This is a genomic window from Pleomorphomonas sp. JP5 (assembly GCF_023721815.1).
Taxonomy (GTDB): domain Bacteria; phylum Pseudomonadota; class Alphaproteobacteria; order Rhizobiales; family Pleomorphomonadaceae; genus Pleomorphomonas.
In genome coordinates this window covers 1-18800 of the sequence record NZ_JAMDLI010000001.1, presented here as the reverse complement: position 1 = coordinate 18800, position 18800 = coordinate 1, and the positions used below count along the sequence as shown (strand labels likewise).

Genomic DNA, 18800 nt, shown 5'->3' with positions numbered 1-18800 from the left:
TCGATGGTGCCGGACGGAAGGTCACAGGACGTGTCCGAAAGGAACGCCGACGGCACACCTCTGTGAATAGCTACTTAGCTACGCATCCCGCAAGGCTTTGCATCAACGAAATCACCGCCTGCCGGCGATCGAGGTTGATGCCGTCGGTCTCGGCGACGATGCGGTTCACCGTTTCCCAGGCAACGGAATAGCCATTGAGCCGATCGACGCCGCTCCGCAGCGTCAGGCGCATATGCTCGGACAGCCAGCCGCGGGCAAGATCGGCACAGAGATCGAAGCTATCGGATCCCTTGCGCCCCGCCACCGCGTCGGCGAAGCGGTAGAGGCGGGGGCGGTCGAGGCGCGGAAAACCATCGGCGAGCGAGCGGAACAGGCGATAGATCTCAAGCCCATCGTTTTCGATGCACTCGATCGCCCGGCGCACCGACCCTTCGGCCAGTGCGGCCAGTGCCGGCTTGTCGCCTTCGGCGACCGTCAGGCCAAGGGACGTGAGAGCCGCGTCCAGATCGTCCGGGGCAAGCGGATCGAGGGAGAGACGACGGCAACGCGACCGAATGGTCGGCAGCAGACGGCCCGGTGCGTGGGAGAGGACCAGGAACAGCGACCGTTTCGGCGGCTCTTCCAGCATCTTGAGCAGCGCATTGGCCGCGGAGACGTTCATATCGTCGGCGGCATCGACGATGGCGATGCGATAGCCGTCAACACCGGCCGCATTGCCGAAGAAACTCACAGTCTTGCGGATTTCGTCCACGGTGAGCTGGGTCTTGACCTTCTTTGCCTTCTCGTCCCAGGGACGACGAAGATGCAGGAGGTTGGGATGGGCGCCGGTAGACACCATAGCAGCAACGCGCTCGTCGGCCGGCAGCAGACCGGAGGTCGGAGGCGGCGCACCCGCAGGGTTGGGATAGCTCAACACGAAGCGGGCGAAGCGAAAGGCCAGTGTCGCCTTGCCGATGCCCTTGGGGCCGGTCAGCAAGATGGCGTGGTGCAAGCGCCCCCCCGCGTAGCCTTCGTGCAACTCGGCGGCGGCGGCGGAGTGCCCGATCAACTCCGTCTGCTCGCGCGGCAACGGCAGCCCCTCCAGCCAATCGGCTTCACTGGCGCGATCGTCCTCAATCGCCACGGGTGTCCTCCCCGTCGAGCCCGAACCGGTTCGTCACCAGCGCCAGGATCTCGGCGGATACCTCATCCTTGTCACGGCTTCCGTCCACGACGAAGCAGCGCTCCGGAAACCGATCGGCGAGAGCGAGGAATCCCTGCCGCCTCGCCTCATGGGTGGCCACCGCGTCGCTTTCGAAGCGATCGGCTCCCTCGGAACGATGCCCCACGCGGGCGAGACCGACCGAAACGGGCACATCGATGACGACTGTGAGATCGGGAATCGTTGCTCCGATGGCGGCGTCGATGAGTCCATCGACGACATCCGCGGGCAGCCCGCCGGCGGTGCCCTGATAGACCCGGCTCGAGTCGGCGAAGCGATCGCAAATCACAAAGGCACCTCGGCCGAGCGCCGGCTCGATCAACTCGGCGACGTGGTCGATACGGGCGGCGGCGAAGAGATAGGCCTCGCCCAGCACCCCAAGGGGCTTGGCCCGACCAGACAGCAGAAGGCCGCGAATGGTCTCGGCCGCAGGCGATCCGCCGGGCTCGCGTGTCAGGACCACATCGAGGCCACGCGCCTCGAGAGCCGCCGCGAGGCGCTTCGACTGCGTCGATTTGCCTGTGCCCTCACCTCCCTCGAAGGTGATGAACCTACCCCTGGTGCCGCCCACGCAATGCCCCCAAATTCACGATATCCTCGATCGATATAGACCCGATCGTTCTGTACCACCAGCCGGCGAACATCTCCGAGAAACCATCGAGCGCCCGGTCCTGGATCTCGCCCAGCTCGACGTCAGCGGCAGCTTCGAGCGGCACCGACTGATAAAGCCGATCGCCAATCCGCACTTCAAGGCGAGCAATCGGCATGCCGCGCCTGATCGGCGCCGGCACCGGGCCATCGTAGATCACAGCAAGGCGAAACTGCGATCGGTCCGCCGTTGGCAGCGTCAGGTTCACGGGGGCCCCATCGGCCGCGACAACCGCCACATCCGGGGCGTTGCCACCGAACACCTTCACCCGGCCAACTTCGGCTCCCGGCGGATAGACCTCGAACCGGCCATACTCCGAAAAAGCCCCCTCGATCAAAGCCTTGAGATCCTTGTCGCGCTCGGCGAGCGAGGCGTAGCCGCTCGCCACCAGAGTGATCCGGCGGTCCCCTCGTCCGGCCGCAAGCAACGCGCCGAAACCAGCCGCCTCATCGAAGGCCAGCATCATGCCGTCGACCCCCTGCAGCTCTTTCACGAACCGCGTCTTGTTGGTCTGGTTGATCTTGTTCCAGAGAAACTCCGGCTGGCTGTAAAGCGCGTAGCGGTCGGGATAGGTCGTCCTGACGTGACCGGCCAGGGCCAACATATCGGCAAGCGTGGTTTGGGCGTGGGGATCCGGATAGCCTGTCGGGTTGGCAAACCGGCTGTTCTTGAGACCAATGCGCGCGGCATAGGCGTTCATCCGCGCCGTGAAGGCCGCTTCCGATCCGGACAGCCCCTCGGCCAGAGCGATGGCGGCGTCGTTGGCATAGTCAACGACAAGGCCACGCAAAAGGTCACCCACCGGAACGAAGGATTTCACCGCTGCGAACATGGTGGTCACGCGGGCCGGTGCGCCACCGGTCCTCCAGGCGTGCTCGCTGATCGGATAAAGCGTGGCGTCGGTCACTTCGCCGGTCTTCAAGGCCTCGAAGACGACAGCGGCGGTAACGAGCTTGGCGAAGTTGGCAGGCGCGAAGGGGAGCTCTTCGTCCTTTGCAACGAGTAGAGAGCCGGTGGTCTCATCGTGCAAGGCCACGCGCGGCGCGACGCTCTCAAGCGCGGCGGCGGGGCTGGACAGTAGACCAACAACCAGAAGGAACGGCAGAACGAACCCACGCATGACGACGAAACGGGCCTTTCGCTTCCGGTATCTACACGCCGGACTCCCCTCGCCGCGCGTCAGAGCTTCAGCGAAGGAGACGCGCTCCGTCGATGCCCACCGCCGCAGCGGCGGCAATCGCCTGATCCGGCGTGACGGTCAGGGCCGTAAGGCGCATCAACTTCATCTCGCGGCCACTGACGGTAATGTCGGTGACGACGGGCGTTCCATAGGCGGAAAGCGCGGCGCTCACCTTTGCGACATTGTCCGGATTACCGAAAACACCGAGCTGGACCACAGATCCTGTCGGCTGAGGGGCAACGGCCGGCTTCGATCCGGCCAAGCCCTCAAGTTTACTCACCAGCTCCGACAAGCCGGTTCCCGCTCCGACGCCATCGACGGCCTGATAGGCCTGAGACACGCGATCAGCGGCGTAGCCCGACGCGTTGGGCGGCAGCGGCGGCAGCGCCACATCGCCGAACATGACCGTCGGCTGGTAGGTATTGCCGGTCGGAGCGGCATAACTCATGCGAGGCTGCGGCAGCGGCACGGTCTGCGAGAAAGTGGCCGGCGTGAGGGCTGCAACCTGCGACTGGCCGATGAAATCGGCCGGATCGGCAGACGCGATCGTCACATAGTCGAATGTCTCGACCGGACGAGGCATCGGAACGACATTAATGGCGGGAGCCGGAGTACCAACGGCATCGACCGGACCGGCCGCAGCCATAACGGCAGGAGCGGCGGTCGGTACTGCCGGGGCTGCCTTCGGAGCATCCGAACCGTCGAAGACGTGCATCATCGTCTTCACACCCGGCAAGGACTCGACGGCGGCGAGCATGACGTTCGGCTTGTCGGTCTGCGGTTCGTTCAGCGACGGGCCACGGTAGGAGGCAAGCAGGAAAGCGCTGTCGTCGCCCTCGGTCGGCGCCGGACCGATGTACTCGACGCGAACCTTCGCGACACCGGCGCGCTTGACGCCGAGCATGTCGGCGGCGCGCTGCGACATGTCGAGAACGCGATTGGAATGAAATGGCCCGCGATCGTTGACGCGGACTATGACCGACCGGCCTGAAGCCAGGCTGGTCAACCGCGCATAGGACGGCAGAGGCATTGTGGGATGGGCGGCTGATATCGACGTGGCGTCGAAAATCTCACCATTGGCAGTGCGGCGGCCATGGAAATCGGTGCCGTACCAGCTGGCAAGGCCGACCACCTTGTAGTCGGGATCGACCCTCGGCACGTAGGTCTTGCCGGCTATCTGATAAGGCTTTCCGACCATGGCGCGACCGCCACCCTTCGGCACCGGCTCGCCCATGGCGACTACGCGCGGGCTCGGGGTAACGCCATACTTGGGATCGACCTTCGCCTTCGCGGACTTCAAAGGGCCTTGTTCGGTTGTTCCGCAGCCCGCCACGCCGATCGCCAGAACAAGTGATGTGGACATCACCGCCATCAGCGTTTTCGTCGTCGAGCGCGTGCCGTTTCGCCCTGAAGTCATTCCGTACGCCTTGCCGTTCGAGTACTCATCACCATCGCAATTCCGGCGAGCCAACAGGCTTCCGAAATCTTCCAAGACGGAACGTCGCACCTAGGTGCGTCCGATCAACTTAGAACACCATCCCTAACCTCTTGTTAAAGATGAGATGGCGGTTCGGCGACGAATCCCCTGGTCAATCCCTAGCGCCCGGCATCAACAATGAAACCGGCAGCGTGCAATATGTACATTCGTTCGGCAGGCCCGTAAAGGCAGCAAAGACTGTGGCCAACGGGTTTCATGCACACCAAATGTAGTACTTAATCGTTACAGCCCCGAACGACTCGTCAGAGCCCCCTTGGGCCGAAGCTGTTCGATTTCGGGAATCCCAATGGCGGCAGCCGTCCGGCGGTAGCGCGATCGCCGATCCAGTCGGCGAGATCGGCCATCGTTCGCTGGAACACGCGCCCCGACGCGTCAGTCCAGATAAGGCCGGCATCGGCGGCGAACACACGAACGTCGGATACGCCGCCATCCTTGTATTTCTGAAGGCGCACACCCTTGCCGCGGCCCATCTCCGCCACCTGGACAAGTGGGAAGATTAGGAACTTGCGGTTTTCGCCGATAATGGCGACATGATCGCCTTCCACCGGAACCATCAGCTTGGCCTTCTGTCCGGCCGACACGTTCAGCAGTTGCTTGCCCTTGCGGGTGGTCGCAACAAGGTCTGCTTCGGCAGTAACAAAGCCGTACCCATCCGAGGATGCCACGAGAAGCTTGCGCTCGGGCTTGTGTACGAACACGTCGACGACATCGGCGCCATCTTCCATGTCGACCATCAGCCGGATCGGCTCTCCGGCCGATCGCCCACCGGGCAGCTTGTCCGCCCCAAGCGTGAACACCTTGCCGTTGTCCGCGAAAACGATCAACTTGTCGGTGGTCTCCGCCTTGAAGAAGAGCTTCAACCCGTCGCCCGCCTTGAACTGAAGACCGGACACGTCGGAAATGTGTCCCTTCAGCGTGCGAATCCACCCCTTCTCGGAGACGACGACGGTGATCGGCTCACGCTCGATCAGCGCTTCCATCACGTCGTCAACAGCGTGGGCGGGGCCGTCACCAAAGCTGGTCCGGCGCTTGCCGATCTTGCTGTCGGGGGCGAACTCCTTCTTCACCTCGCCGATCTGCCACCGCACCGTCTTCCACTGCTTCTTCTCGGAGCCCAGCAGGTCTTCGATCTCGGCCTTCTCCTTGGAAAGCTCCGCGTGTTCCTTGCGGATTTCCATCTCTTCCAGCTTGCGCAGGTTGCGCAGGCGCATGTTGAGAACGGCATCGGCCTGCGTCTCGGTGAGGCCGAAAGCGCGAATAAGCTCGACCTTGGGTTCGTCCTCCTCGCGGATGATGCGGATCACCTCGTCGAGGTTGAGATAGGCGATTATGAAGCCTTCGAGCAGTTCCAGGCGGGCGTTGATCTGGTCGAGCCTATGCTGCGAGCGACGGACCAGCACCTCGCGACGATGCGCCAGCCACTCGATCAGCACCTGCCGCACGCCGAGCACGTTGGGCACCTGGCCGCGCGACAGAACATTCATGTTCATCGGGAAGCGGCTTTCCAGCTCCGACAGGCGGAACAGCGCTTCCATCATCAGCTTGTCGTCGACGTTGCGCGACTTGGGAACGATGACGACACGAACGTCCGTCGTCGACTCGTCGCGGACATCTTCGACAAGCGGCACCTTTCGATCGGTGATCAGCTCGGCGATCTTCTCGATCAGCTTGGCCTTCTGGACCTGATAGGGGATCTCGGTGATCACCGCCTGCCACATGCCGCGATCGAGATCCTCGCGGTGCCAGCGCGCGCGGACTCGGAAACCGCCTCGCCCTGTTCGATAGGACTCCAGTATGGACTCGGCGCTTTCGACGATGATGCCGCCGGTGGGGAAGTCCGGTCCCCTGATCGGACCCTGGTCGCGATTGACCAGCCCCTCGACAGGGGTCTCCGGCGCGTCGATCAGCTTGATGGCCGCATCGCAGATTTCCGAGACGTTGTGGGTCGGAATATTGGTCGCCATGCCGACGGCGATGCCGGCCGAACCGTTGGCGAGAAGGTTCGGAAAGGCGCCTGGCAAAACCACCGGCTCCTTGTCGGCCTGATCATAGGTCTCGCGGAAGTCGACCGCGTCTTCGTCCAGCCCATCCAGCAGCAGTCGGGCGACCTCGGTCATGCGCGCTTCGGTATAGCGCTGCGCGGCGGCGCTATCGCCGTCGATATTGCCGAAGTTGCCCTGGCCATCGACCAGCGGATACCGCTGGGAGAAGTCCTGCGCGAGGCGCACCATGGCCTCGTAGACCGCGCCATCGCCATGCGGATGATATTTACCGATGACGTCGCCGACCACACGGGCGCACTTCTTGAAGGCGTTTCCGGGATCGAGGCGCAGAAGGCGCATGGCGTAGAGGATGCGTCGGTGTACCGGCTTCAGGCCGTCTCGCACATCGGGCAGCGCCCGGTGCATGATGGTCGACAACGCATAGGCGAGATAACGCTCTTCGAGCGCCTCTCGAAGATTGATCGGCTCGACGCCGTCGGAGGGAATCAGTTCCTTGCCCATGGCACGATGGGTAGAATCGCCCCCGTCCAAGTGCAACAGAATGGCAAGCGGTTATCCGCGAGTGGACCGATTTTGTCCCCGGATTAGTGTCAATCGGCCACGAGCGGCGCCACCTTGGCATCCAGCGCCTTCACCGCATCCGCCGGCTTGAGGTGAACTTGCAGGCCGCGCTGGCCGCCGTTCATGTAGACCGTTTCGTGGGCGAGCGCCGCTTCCTCGAAGGCGGTGGGCACGCGCTTCTTTTGGCCGAAGGGCGAGATGCCGCCAACGTGGTAGCCAGTGACGCGCTCGGCATCGGCCGGCTTCATCATCTGGGCAGACTTGCCACCGAAGGCCGCCGCCAGCTTCTTCATGCTCACTTCATGGTTGGACGGCACGACGACACAAACCGGCTTGCCGTCCACCTCCGCCATCAGAGTCTTCAGAACGCGGAACGGCTCGGCGCCGATCGCTTCGGCCGCCTGCATGCCGATGCGGTCGGCATCCGGATCGTAGTCGTAGGTGACAGTCTCATAGGCAACGCGTGCCTTGTCGAGGAACTGGGTGGCGCGGGTGGTGCGGGACATCGAAGGGCCTTTTGCGGAGAACGGAACTCAGGCGGCAAGCCCGGCCAGAAAGTCGGGAAGCCGACGGTTTACGGCGACCGCCGCCTCCACATGCGGCAGGTGGCCAACCTCGGGAATGACGAAGCGCTCACCGCCGACGGCGGCCAGACGCTCTTCATCGAGCGGATTGACCGCGTCGCCTTCCCCCCAGACCACGAGGCGAGGCAGGCCAGTCTCGGCGACCTCGCGGAAGGCAGCGTCCGCCTCGGCGGAAATCGCCTTCATTTCCGAGGCGATACGCGACAACGCAGCGCGACGACCGGGTTTTTCGAGTTCGTCGAGCATATAGAGCGCAAGGCGTCGATTGGCGAGACTCTTCCTGACGAACAGGCGCTGGAGCAGATGCTCGGCAGCCTCGACATCGGTCAAGGTCGGCAAGGTCTCGACGAAGACGCGCGGCACAGGCCGGCCGAGCCCGGAGGCTGCCAACACCGTCAGCGACCTGATGCGGCCGGGATAGCGGGCTGCGAACACGCCGGAAACGGCGCCGCCAAGCGAGTGACCGACCATATCGACACGATCGACACCCTCTGCGTCCAACGCATTGCGAATGGCGTCGGCAAAGGCGGCGGCCGACGGCGCCACGCCCTCCGTCCAGGGCGACGCCCCGTGTCCCGGCAGATCGAGCGACCAGACGTCGGCGACCGCCGACAGCGCCGGCTGATTGGCGGTGAAGGTTCGACGGTCGGCGCCAAAACCGTGGACGAGAATGAGCGGCGCGCCGTTTCCCCCTGAATGATGGAGACGGACCTCGAAGCTGGCTGAAGACTGAGTGGACAATCGCAACTCCGAATGGACGCGCGGACAATCGCAGATTGGCGGTTTGCCATTTGAAGGGCAAGGGCAAACCGCCGTGCGGTAGTCACTTTCACTTATACTTGACTTATAAACTCAAGTTATGCTCCGTATAGGCAAATCCTATCGCTGGAATCCCACCATGACCGCACCTCACCCCATGCCCGAGAGCTGGCTCACACAGGACGTCGAGGATCTGCTTGTCCTCGTACGCTTCGTTGGGGAGGACAAACGTCGGACAGCCGACGATGGCGACCATGCCCGGCAGAAACCGGACGCCCTCGCCTGCCGCCGGCTGACCGAACGTTGCGCGCTCGTGCCCCGTCCGCGCGCGCCCGACGGATACGCGGCAAGCCTCGTCGGCGTGTCGCGACTTTATCGCTTTGTCCATGCGCCGGTCGGCATTGCGCCGGACATGCCTGTCGACCGTGAGATCGAAGTGAGGCGCGCCGTTTTGGAGGCACTCGATCCACCCGACCGCACCGAGGTGGAAGCACGCATGTGCGCGGAACTCGTGGAGATGCGCGCCGGCATGTTCCGCTGCGCCCACGCCGATCTTTGCGCCGGACGCGGCTGCCCGTTCGAGTTGGAAGTCTCCGCCGAGGCGGTCGATCGCGCCCTATGCGTCCTGCTTCCCAAGGGTAACTGACATGCTGGGCAAGCCTGTCTTCTCGCTCCCGAAAGCCGTCGAGGCCGCAACAGCGCTCAACTCCTTGTCGCCAGACCGACCCTCTCTTCGCCCTGTTCGTCACGAGCGCCCCAAGATCTGGGACCTGCCGAAGAGCTGCCACTGCGTGACGCTCGGCACTTGCCTGACCCTGGCCGAACTGCGCAAGACGGCGAAGCGGCTCGGCCTTTTCCACGGCATCGAACTGATGACCGACTACGAGTTGCACGGCGCGTTCGTGCATTCCATGTCGAGCCGAAACCGCGCCTCCAGCGCCGTGCAGAAGCTGCTCGACGCCAACCACGCCGGAGCGGTGCGCAAGGCATCTCGCTGCTGCTCTGAGGAAGAGCTATCGGCCTTCTGGGACCGGGAAGTTGCCGAGGGGCAGATTGCGGGCGCCTTCTGGGCCGTTATGAGCCACATGCATCTCGGCGGAGCGCTCGAGGTCCGTGTCTTCGGAGAGGTCCACATGATGTCGCATCTCTGCGGCGCCTCGCACCGGGGCGACGCTCGCGCCCGCTCGCTGGCCGAGCAACAACGCGCCGCCCTCGCCCGTCGGCTGGAACAGGCAAATGCCGGGCATCTGGAGGCGCTTGCCACTCGCGACCGTGAAATCGAGCGGCTACGCCGGCTCGTTTCCACCATCGAGCCCTTCGTCCGCGAGGCGGCTACGTTGCGTGTCCGCGTCGCGGATCTGGAAGGCGGCGAGGAGACGGCTCGACTTGCCGACAAAGCCGACGGCCTGGCCCGCCGGCTCGATCTTGCCTTGCGTCGCAACGACCGACTTGCCGCCGAAGTCGATGGCTTGACCGATCGTCTCGCCGCCGCCGAGGCACGGACGGACGAGTTGCTCGATCGGCTGGCGGAGGTCCCAACCTGTGCCGGCAGCGGTGCCTGCGCCGACGATTGCCCGTTCAACCTCGATGGACGCTGCATCGCCTATATCGGTGGACGGCCGCGCACGGTGTCGCGCATGCGAGACCTCGTCGAACGTTGCCGCGGCTCCCTGATCCATCACGACGGGGGCGCCGAGCAGTCGACCGAAACGCTGGATGGCGTGCTCGTCCGCGCCGACATCGTGATGTTCCCCGTCGACTGCGTCAGCCATACCGCCGTCGACAAGCTCAAGACGATCTGCGGCCGCATGAACAAGACATACCTGCCGCTTTCCTCGGCAAGCTACTCATCCTTTGCCAGCGAGCTCGCTCGCGTGTAGGGGGACGAACGGCTATCCCTACCTAGGCCAGCCCTGCTACCCTCCACACTCGCGAACAAAAGCCAGCCAGGAATCGGGAGAGCGCCTTGCAGCGGGTGACCATCACACTGGATGACGACCTCATCGAGGAAATCGATGCCTTCATAGCCCGACGCGGCTATCAGAACCGCTCCGAAGCGATCCGTGACCTGGCGCGCGCCGGTCTTGGTGAGCTGGCGACAACGGCCGATCCCGACCGGGAATGCGTTGCCGCCGTCGTTTACACTTTCGACCACGAGAAACGGGAACTGGCGCGGCGGCTTGCAGCGGTGCATCACCATAACCACGACCTGTCGCTGGCGACGACGCATGTCCACCTCGATGAGGCCAACTGCCTTGAGGTGACGCTTCTCAAGGGACGCGCCGGCGAGATCAGCCATTTTGCCGAGCACCTCACCGCCGAGCGAGGTGTCCGCTACGGCCGCTTGGTGGTCGTTCCTATCGAGGGCAAGAGCGAACGTCCCACACCGCACGGGCATTCGCACGACGCATCGGACTGAGCCCTGCGTCAACCAATGCCACCCTAGCCTTTTACCGTATTGCGCAGGTATGACGATTTTGTATTTTCGTCATACCAACGCAAGACGGAAAGATCGATGCGCACCTTCGCTGCCGCTGCCACGCTGATCGCCCTCGCAACCCCGGCGTTCGCCCACTTCCAAGAAATCCTGCCGTCCGAGGATGTCTTGCCCGATGGCGGCAAGGTTGTTGTCGATCTCGTCTTTACCCACCCGATGGAACGCGGCCCGACCATGGACATGGTCAGGCCAACGCGCGTCGGCGTCGTCACGGAGAGAGGCATCGAGGATCTTTCGGGGACCCTTGTCGAAACCCCGATCGACGGCAAGCAGGCCTGGCGCTTCGAGCGCAACATCGCCGAGCCGGGCGCCCAGGTATTGTTCGTCGAGCCCCAGCCCTATTGGGAGCCCGCCGAGAACAAGTACATCATTCACTATGCCAAGGTGGTGGTGGATGGCTACGCCTCCGGTGAGGGCTGGGATCGTCTCGTCGGTCTGCCAGTGGAAATCGCGCCGCTCGTTCGTCCGACCGGGATCTGGACAGGAAATCTGTTCCGTGGCGTCGTCCTCAAGGACGGCCAGCCAGTCCCTGGCGCCGAGATCGAGGTGGAGTGGGTGAACGACGGCTCGGTGACGCCTCCCAACGAAGCGTTCATCACCCAGGTGATCAAGGCCGACGACATGGGCGTCTTCTCCTATGCGATGCCCAAGGCGGGATGGTGGGGCTTCGCGGCGCTGATCGATGGTCCGGAGGCGCAGTCGCCGGCTGGGAAGCCAGCGTCCACCGAACTCGGCGCGCTGATGTGGGTCAAGGCGACCGACATGGGCGGCCCGAAGTGATGGCCGGGTGGGACGCCTGACATGGCGCACATTCCCGACGGAGTCCTGTCGTTGCCCGTCCTCGCCGTTGGCACCTTGGCCGGCGCCGGCGGCTTGTGGCTCGGCGTTCGCAAGCTCGGTGATCGCGACATTCCGCAAACCGCCCTGCTCGCCGCCGTGTTCTTCATTGCCTCGTCGCTGGCCTTTCCGCTTGGCCCAACCTCCGTCCACCTGCTGCTCGGCGGGCTGATCGGCCTCGTGCTCGGCTGGAAGGCGTTTCCTGCGATCTTCGTTGGCCTGCTGCTTCAGGCGTTGCTGTTCGGTTTCGGTGGGCTGACGGTGCTTGGCGTCGATCTCGTCAACATGGCGCTGCCGGGCGTGCTCCTTGCCATGGCGGTTCGCCCGTTCATCAGAGCCGGAAACCCCGTCCGTTCGGCCAGTCTTGCCGGCCTTTCGGCCGCGCTATCGGTCCTCGTCACTGCCGGACTGGTCGGCGTCGAGATCGCCCTGTCGGAGCCGGCGTTCGCCCCGGCCATCAGCGTGATGGCCGTGGCCTACCTGCCGCTGGCCATTATTGAAGCCCTGGTGACAGCCTTCGTGACGCTCTATCTTCTCAAGGTGAAACCGGACATGATCGGAGCCTCCACAGTCATCGGAACAACCCCGTGATCCGCCGTTTCGCCGTCACTCTCGCCGCGGTCATCTGTCTTGTCTTGCCGGCCGAGGCCCATCGCCTCAAGCTGTTCGCACAGGTGACCGGCGAAACCATCGCCGGCTACGGCTTCTATATCGGCGGCGGCCGCCCCGAAGGCGCTGAGATTCTGGTGACGAAGCCGGACGGCACGGAGATCGGGCGCCTCAAGACCGGCAAGGATGGCGACTTCAACTTCACACCGCCAACACCCGGTCGCTATCGACTGACACTGACCGGGGGCGATGGGCACTTCGCCAGCGTCGACATCTCAACCGACGGGACGCCCGCCGTGACCTCCCCCGCCCCTGTGACGCCCTCAACTTCCGCCGTTCCGGCCGACCTCGACGCGCGCATCGCCAAGGCGGTCGATGCGGCGGTGGCGCGCCAGATCCGCCCGCTCATGGAGGCCTATGACGCCGCCGAGGGGCGGGTTCGCTTCAACGATCTGATCGGCGGCCTTGGCTGGATCATGGGCCTCGCCGGCCTTTGGGCCTGGTTCCGCTCGCGCCGGAGCGGCCATGGCAGCTGACGCGATCGACGCGGCCGCTCGCATTTATCCACTCGACCGGCTCGACACACGAACACGCGTCGTCGTCGCCGTGCTCCTCGTGCTGACGCTCGTCAGCCTCAGATCTTGGGCGTTGCTCGGCGTGGCCATCATCATCGGTCTCGTGCTGACCAGGCTCGCTGGCATTTCTTCGAAGCAAACGATCCGCCGCTTGCTGCACGTCGAAGGCTTTCTTCTGATCCTGTTCATCGCGTTGCCGCTGCTGACCCGTCTTCCTCCGTTCATCGAAATCGGACCGCTCAGCTTGTCGCTGCCCGGTCTTGAGCGGGCGGTCACGATCGTTCTTCGCATCAGCGCGGCTGCTCTTGTCGTCTTGTCGCTGTTTTCGGGGCTGACGCCCACTCGTCTGGGGCACGCTCTCGGCCGCCTCGGCCTGCCGTCGCGTCTCATTCAGGTCTTCCTGTTTGCCATCCGCTACATCGAGCTTCTGCGCGCCGAGGCGCGGCGCCTTCATGACGCCATGCGGCTGCGCGGTTTCCTGCCGGGCACCAACGTCCACACCATGAGAAGCTACGGCCATTTCATCGGCCAACTGCTGGTCCGGGCCGTCGAGCGCGCCGAACGGGTGAACGAAGCGATGCGCTGCCGGGGCTTCGCAGGGCGGTTCCCACTTGTTACGCTTGAGAAGCTCGGGCTCGTCGACATCGGCGCTGCCGGACTGGCCTGCCTTCTCGTTGGCGCGGCCTTGCTCATGGATCGCCTTTGATGACCGCGCTTCTCGCTCTCTCCGACATCAGCGTTCGGCGCAATGGTCGGCTGGTGCTCGATCGAATCGATCTCCAACTCGAAAGTGGCGAACGGCTGGCGCTGGCCGGCGCCAACGGGGCCGGCAAGACCACGCTGCTGCGCTCCATCGTCGGGCTTGAGCGTGTTGAAAGCGGCGAAATCGTCGCCTTCGGCCGCCACCGGCGCACGGAGAACGACTTTCGCGACCTGCGCCAACGTGTCGGCTTCCTGTTTCAGGATTCAGACGATCAGCTATTCGCACCGACCGTCATCGAGGATGTTGCCTTCGGGCCTCTCAACCTCGGCTTCACGCCGGCACAGGCGATCGAGCGGGCCATGACGGTGCTTGCCGATCTGGATCTCCTGTCGCTGGAAAAGCGCGTCACCCATCACCTGTCCGGTGGCGAGAAAAGGCTGGTGGCGCTGGCCGGCGTGCTGGCCATGGATCCGGACGTGCTGCTGCTCGACGAGCCGACCAACGCGCTCGACGAGGCCCATCTAGATCGCCTCACCGCCATCCTCGCCGACCTGTCGGTGGCGATGATCCTGGTATCGCACGACGCTCATTTCCTTGCGACATTGTCGACGCGAGCGGTCCTTCTTGAGGACGGCCGGCTGAAACCGGCGGTGGCGCACCGGCATCAACACCGGCACGACCACGTGCACTTCCATCCGATCGACGAGGACTAATCGACCGGTTCGTCGACGAGGCCGGTCACTGGCGCCGTCGAGCCGCGCACGATGAGCCGGCCGGAGAGCATCACCTTGCGTGCGGGCGCCTTTGGCGCTTTCAGCCGATCGAATAGCAACGTCATCGCCATTCGGCCGATATCGCCGACCGGCTGTTCGATGACTGTAAGACCCGGTCCCACCAGCTCCGACCAGGTCTCGTTGTCGAAACCGGCGATGGCCACATCATCCGGCGTCCGGATATCCAGCCGTCGCATCGCCTTGACGATACCGAGCAGCATCAGATTGCTCGAAGCGATGATGCCGTCTGGCCGATCAGGACGGGAGAAGACTTTGAGGATCTCGCGCTCGGCGGCCTCTGCGCTCGGAGCGACGAAGAAGGCTTCCGACGACAGGCCGAGCGACGCGGTGGCCGAGAGGTAGCCAAGATGGCGGTCGATAGCCGTTGATGACGCGTTGCCGAACAGACCGACGATACGGCTGCGGCCGATACTGTGAAGATGATGGACAAGGCTCGCCGTTGCCTGATGGTTGTCGAGAACGACGCTATCATGGCGCCCGACCGGCCCACCCCGATCGACCAGCACCACCGGAAAAGGCAGGTCGTCTTCGGCCAGTCGTTCGAGGCTGCCGCGAGTCGGCGCCCAAATGAGGCCAGTAACGCGCTCTTCTTCCATCAGGCGAAGATACATCGCCTCGCGATCCGCGTTCTCGTCGGTATTGCAGAGGATGACGCGCATTCCCGACCGATAGGCCTCATCCTCGACCACGCGGCTCAGTTCCGTAAAGAACGGACTGCGAATGTCGGCCACCATCAGGCCGATCGTGTGGGAGTGCCGGGACCGCAGCCGGCGGGCCGAGAGGTTGGGACGATAGCCTGTCGCCGCGATAGCTTTTTCCACCCGCTCGCGTAGCTCGGGGCTGACCGGGCCGTTGCCGAAGACGCGCGAAACGGTTGCTACCGAAACACCGGCTCGCAGTGCCACGTCCTTGATACTAGTCGCCATTTGTCAAAGGTCCCACGACCTTGCCCGAACTTTCCGATGGCGTCCTCCCCGCCCTGAAAGCCACTGAAAAGGATTACATGAAGCTTGCTCAGGCGCACTCATTTGAAATCAGTAGTTTTTCTGATAGGATTCTAAAACGGTTTGGCGACCCGTGGGAGGAGTGCGGTCCATTGTCCGAGAACCTGGCGATTTCACCTTTTCTATCAATGCCCTTTAGAAGAATTTTGGGCGGTCGGTAGTACCACTACGCACAGGTGACTTAATCGGTTCAAGACTTGACCGCTTGGCTGAAAACGATCCCATATGCAGCAGGACAAGACAGAGCGGATCGCCACAAGGTCCCTCGCAGCCCGCCTCGCCCTCGGAGTTTAGCAGCCCGGCCGGCCCAGTGCCTCGACAGTGGCAAAACCGGCGGAACGAAAAGAACGCCTTCGGGACGAATGCTTGGAAGACAGGAGAAGAACATGCCAATCAACAGCCCGGCAGATCTCGACGCGCTGGTTTCCCGCGTCAAGCGCGCCCAGCAAATCTATGCGACGTTCTCCCAGGAGCAGGTCGATCTGATCTTCCGTCAGGCAGCGTTCGCCGCCGCCGCCGCCCGTATCCCGCTCGCCATGCAGGCGGCCGAGGAAACCGGCATGGGCGTTGTCGAGGACAAGGTCATCAAGAACCACTTCGCCTCCGAGTACATCTACAACAAGTACAAGGAAGAGAAGACCTGCGGCGTTCTGGAAGTCGACGATCTCGGCGGCACCATCACCATCGCCGAGCCGATCGGGCTGATCTGCGGCATCGTGCCGACCACCAACCCGACGTCCACCGCCATCTTCAAGGCGCTGATCAGCCTGAAGACCCGTAACGGCATCGTCTTCTCCCCCCATCCGCGCGCCAAGAAGTCGACCTGCGCCGCCGCCAAGCTGGTGCTTGACGCCGCCGTCGCCGCCGGCGCCCCGGCCGACATCATCGGCTGGATCGACACCCCGTCGGTCGAGCTTTCCAACGCCCTGATGCGTCACCCCGACGTCAACCTGATCCTGGCCACCGGTGGTCCGGCCATGGTGAAGGCCGCCTACTCTTCCGGCAAGCCCGCCATCGGCGTCGGCGCCGGCAATGCGCCCGTGGTCATCGACGAGTACGGCGACATCAAGCGCGCCGTCGCGTCGATCCTGATGTCCAAGACCTTCGACAACGGCATGATCTGCGCCTCCGAGCAGGCGGTGATCGCCGTCGACAGCGTCTATGACGCGGTGCGCGAGCGCTTCCAGAGCCACGGCGGCTACATCCTCTCCGGCAACGAGCTGGGCGCGGTGCGCAACGTCGTGTTCCCCGGCGGCCACCTGTCGCCTGACGTCGTCGGCCAGTCCGCCGTAAAGATCGCCGCGTCCGCCGGCATTGCCGTTCCCGCCGACACCAAGATCCTGATCGGCGAAGTCGACAGCGTCGAAGAGAGCGAGCCCTTCGCCCACGAGAAGCTGTCACCGACGCTGGCCCTCTATCGTCGTCCGGACTTCGAGGCTGCCGTCGACGCTGCCGCGGCGCTGGTCGCCCTCGGCGGTATCGGCCATACCTCGGTGCTCTACACCGATCAGGACGGCCACAAGGAACGCGTCGCCGCTTTCGGCGACAAGATGAAGACGGCCCGTATCCTCATCAACTCCCCGTCCGCCCTCGGCGGCATCGGTGACCTCTACAACTTCAACCTGGCGCCGTCTCTGACGCTCGGTTGCGGCAGCTGGGGTGGCAACTCGATCTCCGACAACGTCGGTCCGAAGCACCTCATCAACCGCAAGACCGTCGCGAAGCGAGCCGAAAACATGCTCTGGCACAAGCTCCCCAAGTCCATCTACTTCCGCCGCGGCGCCATCGCCGAAGCGTTCAAGGACCTCGAGGGCAAGAAGCGCGCGCTGGTGGTGACCGACCGCTTCCTGTTCCTGAACGGTTATGCCGACGGCGTCATTGAGCTGCTCAAGACCCACGGCATGGACGTCGAGACCTATTATGACGTCGAGGCCGATCCGACGCTCTCCGCCGTCCGCAAGGGCACCGAGCGCGCCATGTCCTTCAAGCCGGACGTCATCGTCGCCTTCGGCGGTGGCTCGGCCATGGACGCGGCCAAGATCATGTGGGTGATGTACGAGCATCCGGAAGTCCACTTCGAGGATCTCGCACTGCGCTTCATGGACATCCGCAAGCGCATCTACAAGTTCCCGAAGCTGGGCATCAAGGCCGAGCTGGTCGCCATTCCGACCACCTCCGGCACGGGTTCGGAAGTGACGCCGTTCGCGGTCGTTACCGACGATGCGACGGGCATGAAGTATCCGCTCGCCGACTACGAACTGACGCCGAACATGGCGATCATCGACGCCAACTTCGTCATGCACATGCCGAAGTCGCTGACCGCCTTCGGCGGCATTGACGCCGTCACCCATGCTCTCGAAGCCTACGCCTCGGTGCTGGCCAACGAGTATTCCGACGGCCAGGCCCTGCAGGCCCTGAAGCTGCTGAAAGAGTATCTGCCGGCGTCCTACAAGGAAGGCGCCAACGATCCGATCGCCCGCGAGAAGGTGCACAATGGCGCCACCATCGCCGGCATCGCCTTCGCCAATGCCTTCCTGGGCGTCTGCCACTCCATGGCCCACAAGCTCGGCGCGGCGTTCCACCTTCCGCACGGCCTGTCGAACGCGCTGCTCATCAGCAACGTGATCCGCTACAACGCCAACAACAACCCGACCAAGCAGACGGCGTTCTCGCAGTATGACCGCCCGAAGGCGCGGGCTCGTTACGGCGAGGTCGCCCAGCACCTCGGTCTCGGCGGCGAGCGGACGCAGCAGCGCGTCGACAACCTGATCGCCTGGGTCGACGACCTGAAGAAGCAGCTCGACATCCCGGCCTCCATCCAGGCGGCGGGCGTGCCGGAAGCGGACTTCCTCGCCAAGGTCGACAAGATCGCCGTCGAGGCCTTCGACGATCAGTGCACCGGCGCCAACCCGCGCTTCCCGCTGATCTCCGAGCTGAAGGCCATTCTGATCGACAGCTACTACGGTCGGGCCTACGTCGAGCCGACCGAGCGGGTCGAAGCAGCTGCCCAGCCCGTGGAAGCGGCCAAGCCGGCCAAGGGCAAAAAGGCGGCGGAATAAGCGCCTAGTATCAGCGACGGAGGCGGGGAAACTCGCCTCCGTTTTGCTTTAGGATGGCTTCAAACCTTCTGAAGTGACAACCGAAAGCGGCGAGCGTACACCCCGTGTTGCCCGGCGCTCGGGATCGGTCTGGTGAACACCCCCAAGTTTTCCAGGACTTACTGACTCCACTGAATAAAACCAACCTAATTGGGAGACAGACAATGGCAGTAAAGGTCGCCATCAACGGCTTTGGTCGTATCGGTCGTAACGTTCTGCGCGCGATCGTCGAGTCCGGTCGCAAGGAC

Annotated in this window: 18 protein-coding genes; 10 read left to right on the top strand and 8 right to left on the bottom strand. The window is 63.9% G+C overall.

What is annotated here, in order from left to right; translation table 11 throughout:
* Window positions 1–70: 70 nt before the first annotated feature.
* The 7 genes from M4J40_RS00085 to M4J40_RS00055 all read right to left on the bottom strand — a co-directional run bounded on the left by M4J40_RS00085 (window position 71) and on the right by M4J40_RS00055 (window position 8417).
* The gene (locus M4J40_RS00085) at window positions 71–1123 is read right to left on the bottom strand and encodes a DNA polymerase III subunit delta' (RefSeq protein ID WP_251751131.1); all 1053 of its coding nucleotides are present in this window, start codon (window positions 1121–1123) and stop codon (window positions 71–73) included.
* Window positions 1113–1772, bottom strand: coding sequence for a dTMP kinase (gene tmk, locus M4J40_RS00080; protein ID WP_251751129.1), 660 nt, complete (start codon window positions 1770–1772; stop codon window positions 1113–1115). Before tmk ends, M4J40_RS00085 begins: the two co-directional genes overlap by 11 nt.
* Entirely contained in the window at window positions 1753–2970 is a 1218-nt protein-coding gene (locus M4J40_RS00075) for a D-alanyl-D-alanine carboxypeptidase family protein (protein WP_251751128.1), read from the bottom strand. The genes tmk and M4J40_RS00075 overlap by 20 nt, the downstream gene beginning before the upstream one ends.
* A 67-nt stretch (window positions 2971–3037) precedes the next feature.
* Complete coding sequence (locus tag M4J40_RS22475; protein ID WP_311134033.1) at window positions 3038–4447, bottom strand: septal ring lytic transglycosylase RlpA family protein; 1410 nt, start codon at window positions 4445–4447, stop codon at window positions 3038–3040.
* A gap of 323 nt (window positions 4448–4770) precedes the next feature.
* On the bottom strand, window positions 4771–7032 hold the full coding sequence (gene parC / locus M4J40_RS00065) for a DNA topoisomerase IV subunit A (protein WP_251751127.1): 2262 nt from the start codon (window positions 7030–7032) through the stop codon (window positions 4771–4773).
* Window positions 7033–7121: 89 nt separating this feature from the next.
* Window positions 7122–7598 carry a Cys-tRNA(Pro) deacylase gene (ybaK, locus tag M4J40_RS00060; protein ID WP_251751126.1) on the bottom strand — a complete coding sequence of 159 codons (477 nt, stop codon included), beginning with the start codon at window positions 7596–7598 and terminating at the stop codon, window positions 7122–7124.
* Window positions 7599–7625: 27 nt separating this feature from the next.
* Entirely contained in the window at window positions 7626–8417 is a 792-nt protein-coding gene (locus M4J40_RS00055; protein WP_251751125.1) for an alpha/beta fold hydrolase, read from the bottom strand.
* A 157-nt stretch (window positions 8418–8574) separates the two neighbouring features.
* Between M4J40_RS00055 and M4J40_RS00050 the strand changes: the two genes are divergently transcribed.
* The 8 genes from M4J40_RS00050 to M4J40_RS00015 all read left to right on the top strand — a co-directional run bounded on the left by M4J40_RS00050 (window position 8575) and on the right by M4J40_RS00015 (window position 14369).
* The gene (locus M4J40_RS00050; protein ID WP_251751124.1) at window positions 8575–9081 is read left to right on the top strand and encodes a hypothetical protein; all 507 of its coding nucleotides are present in this window, start codon (window positions 8575–8577) and stop codon (window positions 9079–9081) included.
* Window position 9082: 1 nt separating this feature from the next.
* Window positions 9083–10315, top strand: coding sequence for a DUF2325 domain-containing protein (locus M4J40_RS00045; protein WP_251751123.1), 1233 nt, complete (start codon window positions 9083–9085; stop codon window positions 10313–10315).
* Between the two features lie 86 nt (window positions 10316–10401).
* Entirely contained in the window at window positions 10402–10854 is a 453-nt protein-coding gene (gene nikR / locus M4J40_RS00040) for a nickel-responsive transcriptional regulator NikR (protein WP_251751122.1), read from the top strand.
* Between the two features lie 96 nt (window positions 10855–10950).
* Window positions 10951–11712 (top strand): DUF4198 domain-containing protein, encoded by a 762-nt coding sequence (locus M4J40_RS00035; protein WP_251751120.1) that lies wholly within the window; start codon window positions 10951–10953, stop codon window positions 11710–11712.
* Window positions 11713–11733: 21 nt separating this feature from the next.
* Window positions 11734–12360 carry a cobalt transporter CbiM gene (cbiM, locus tag M4J40_RS00030; protein WP_251751118.1) on the top strand — a complete coding sequence of 209 codons (627 nt, stop codon included), beginning with the start codon at window positions 11734–11736 and terminating at the stop codon, window positions 12358–12360.
* Entirely contained in the window at window positions 12357–12914 is a 558-nt protein-coding gene (locus M4J40_RS00025) for a carboxypeptidase-like regulatory domain-containing protein (protein WP_251751117.1), read from the top strand. The genes cbiM and M4J40_RS00025 overlap by 4 nt, the downstream gene beginning before the upstream one ends.
* Window positions 12904–13659 carry a cobalt ECF transporter T component CbiQ gene (cbiQ, locus tag M4J40_RS00020; RefSeq protein WP_251751116.1) on the top strand — a complete coding sequence of 252 codons (756 nt, stop codon included), beginning with the start codon at window positions 12904–12906 and terminating at the stop codon, window positions 13657–13659. Before M4J40_RS00025 ends, cbiQ begins: the two co-directional genes overlap by 11 nt.
* On the top strand, window positions 13659–14369 hold the full coding sequence (locus tag M4J40_RS00015; protein ID WP_251751115.1) for an energy-coupling factor ABC transporter ATP-binding protein: 711 nt from the start codon (window positions 13659–13661) through the stop codon (window positions 14367–14369). The genes cbiQ and M4J40_RS00015 overlap by 1 nt, the downstream gene beginning before the upstream one ends.
* Here M4J40_RS00015 and M4J40_RS00010 read toward each other — a convergent pair.
* On the bottom strand, window positions 14366–15376 hold the full coding sequence (locus M4J40_RS00010) for a LacI family DNA-binding transcriptional regulator (RefSeq protein ID WP_251751113.1): 1011 nt from the start codon (window positions 15374–15376) through the stop codon (window positions 14366–14368). The genes M4J40_RS00015 and M4J40_RS00010 overlap by 4 nt on opposite strands.
* 464 nt (window positions 15377–15840) lie before the next feature.
* On the opposite strand from M4J40_RS00010, the gene adhE reads away from it, so the two are divergent.
* On the top strand, window positions 15841–18513 hold the full coding sequence (gene adhE / locus M4J40_RS00005) for a bifunctional acetaldehyde-CoA/alcohol dehydrogenase (RefSeq protein WP_251751112.1): 2673 nt from the start codon (window positions 15841–15843) through the stop codon (window positions 18511–18513).
* Window positions 18514–18716: 203 nt separating this feature from the next.
* A partial coding sequence (locus M4J40_RS22470; RefSeq protein ID WP_311134048.1) for a glyceraldehyde 3-phosphate dehydrogenase NAD-binding domain-containing protein occupies window positions 18717–18800 on the top strand: 84 nt, incomplete at its 3' end.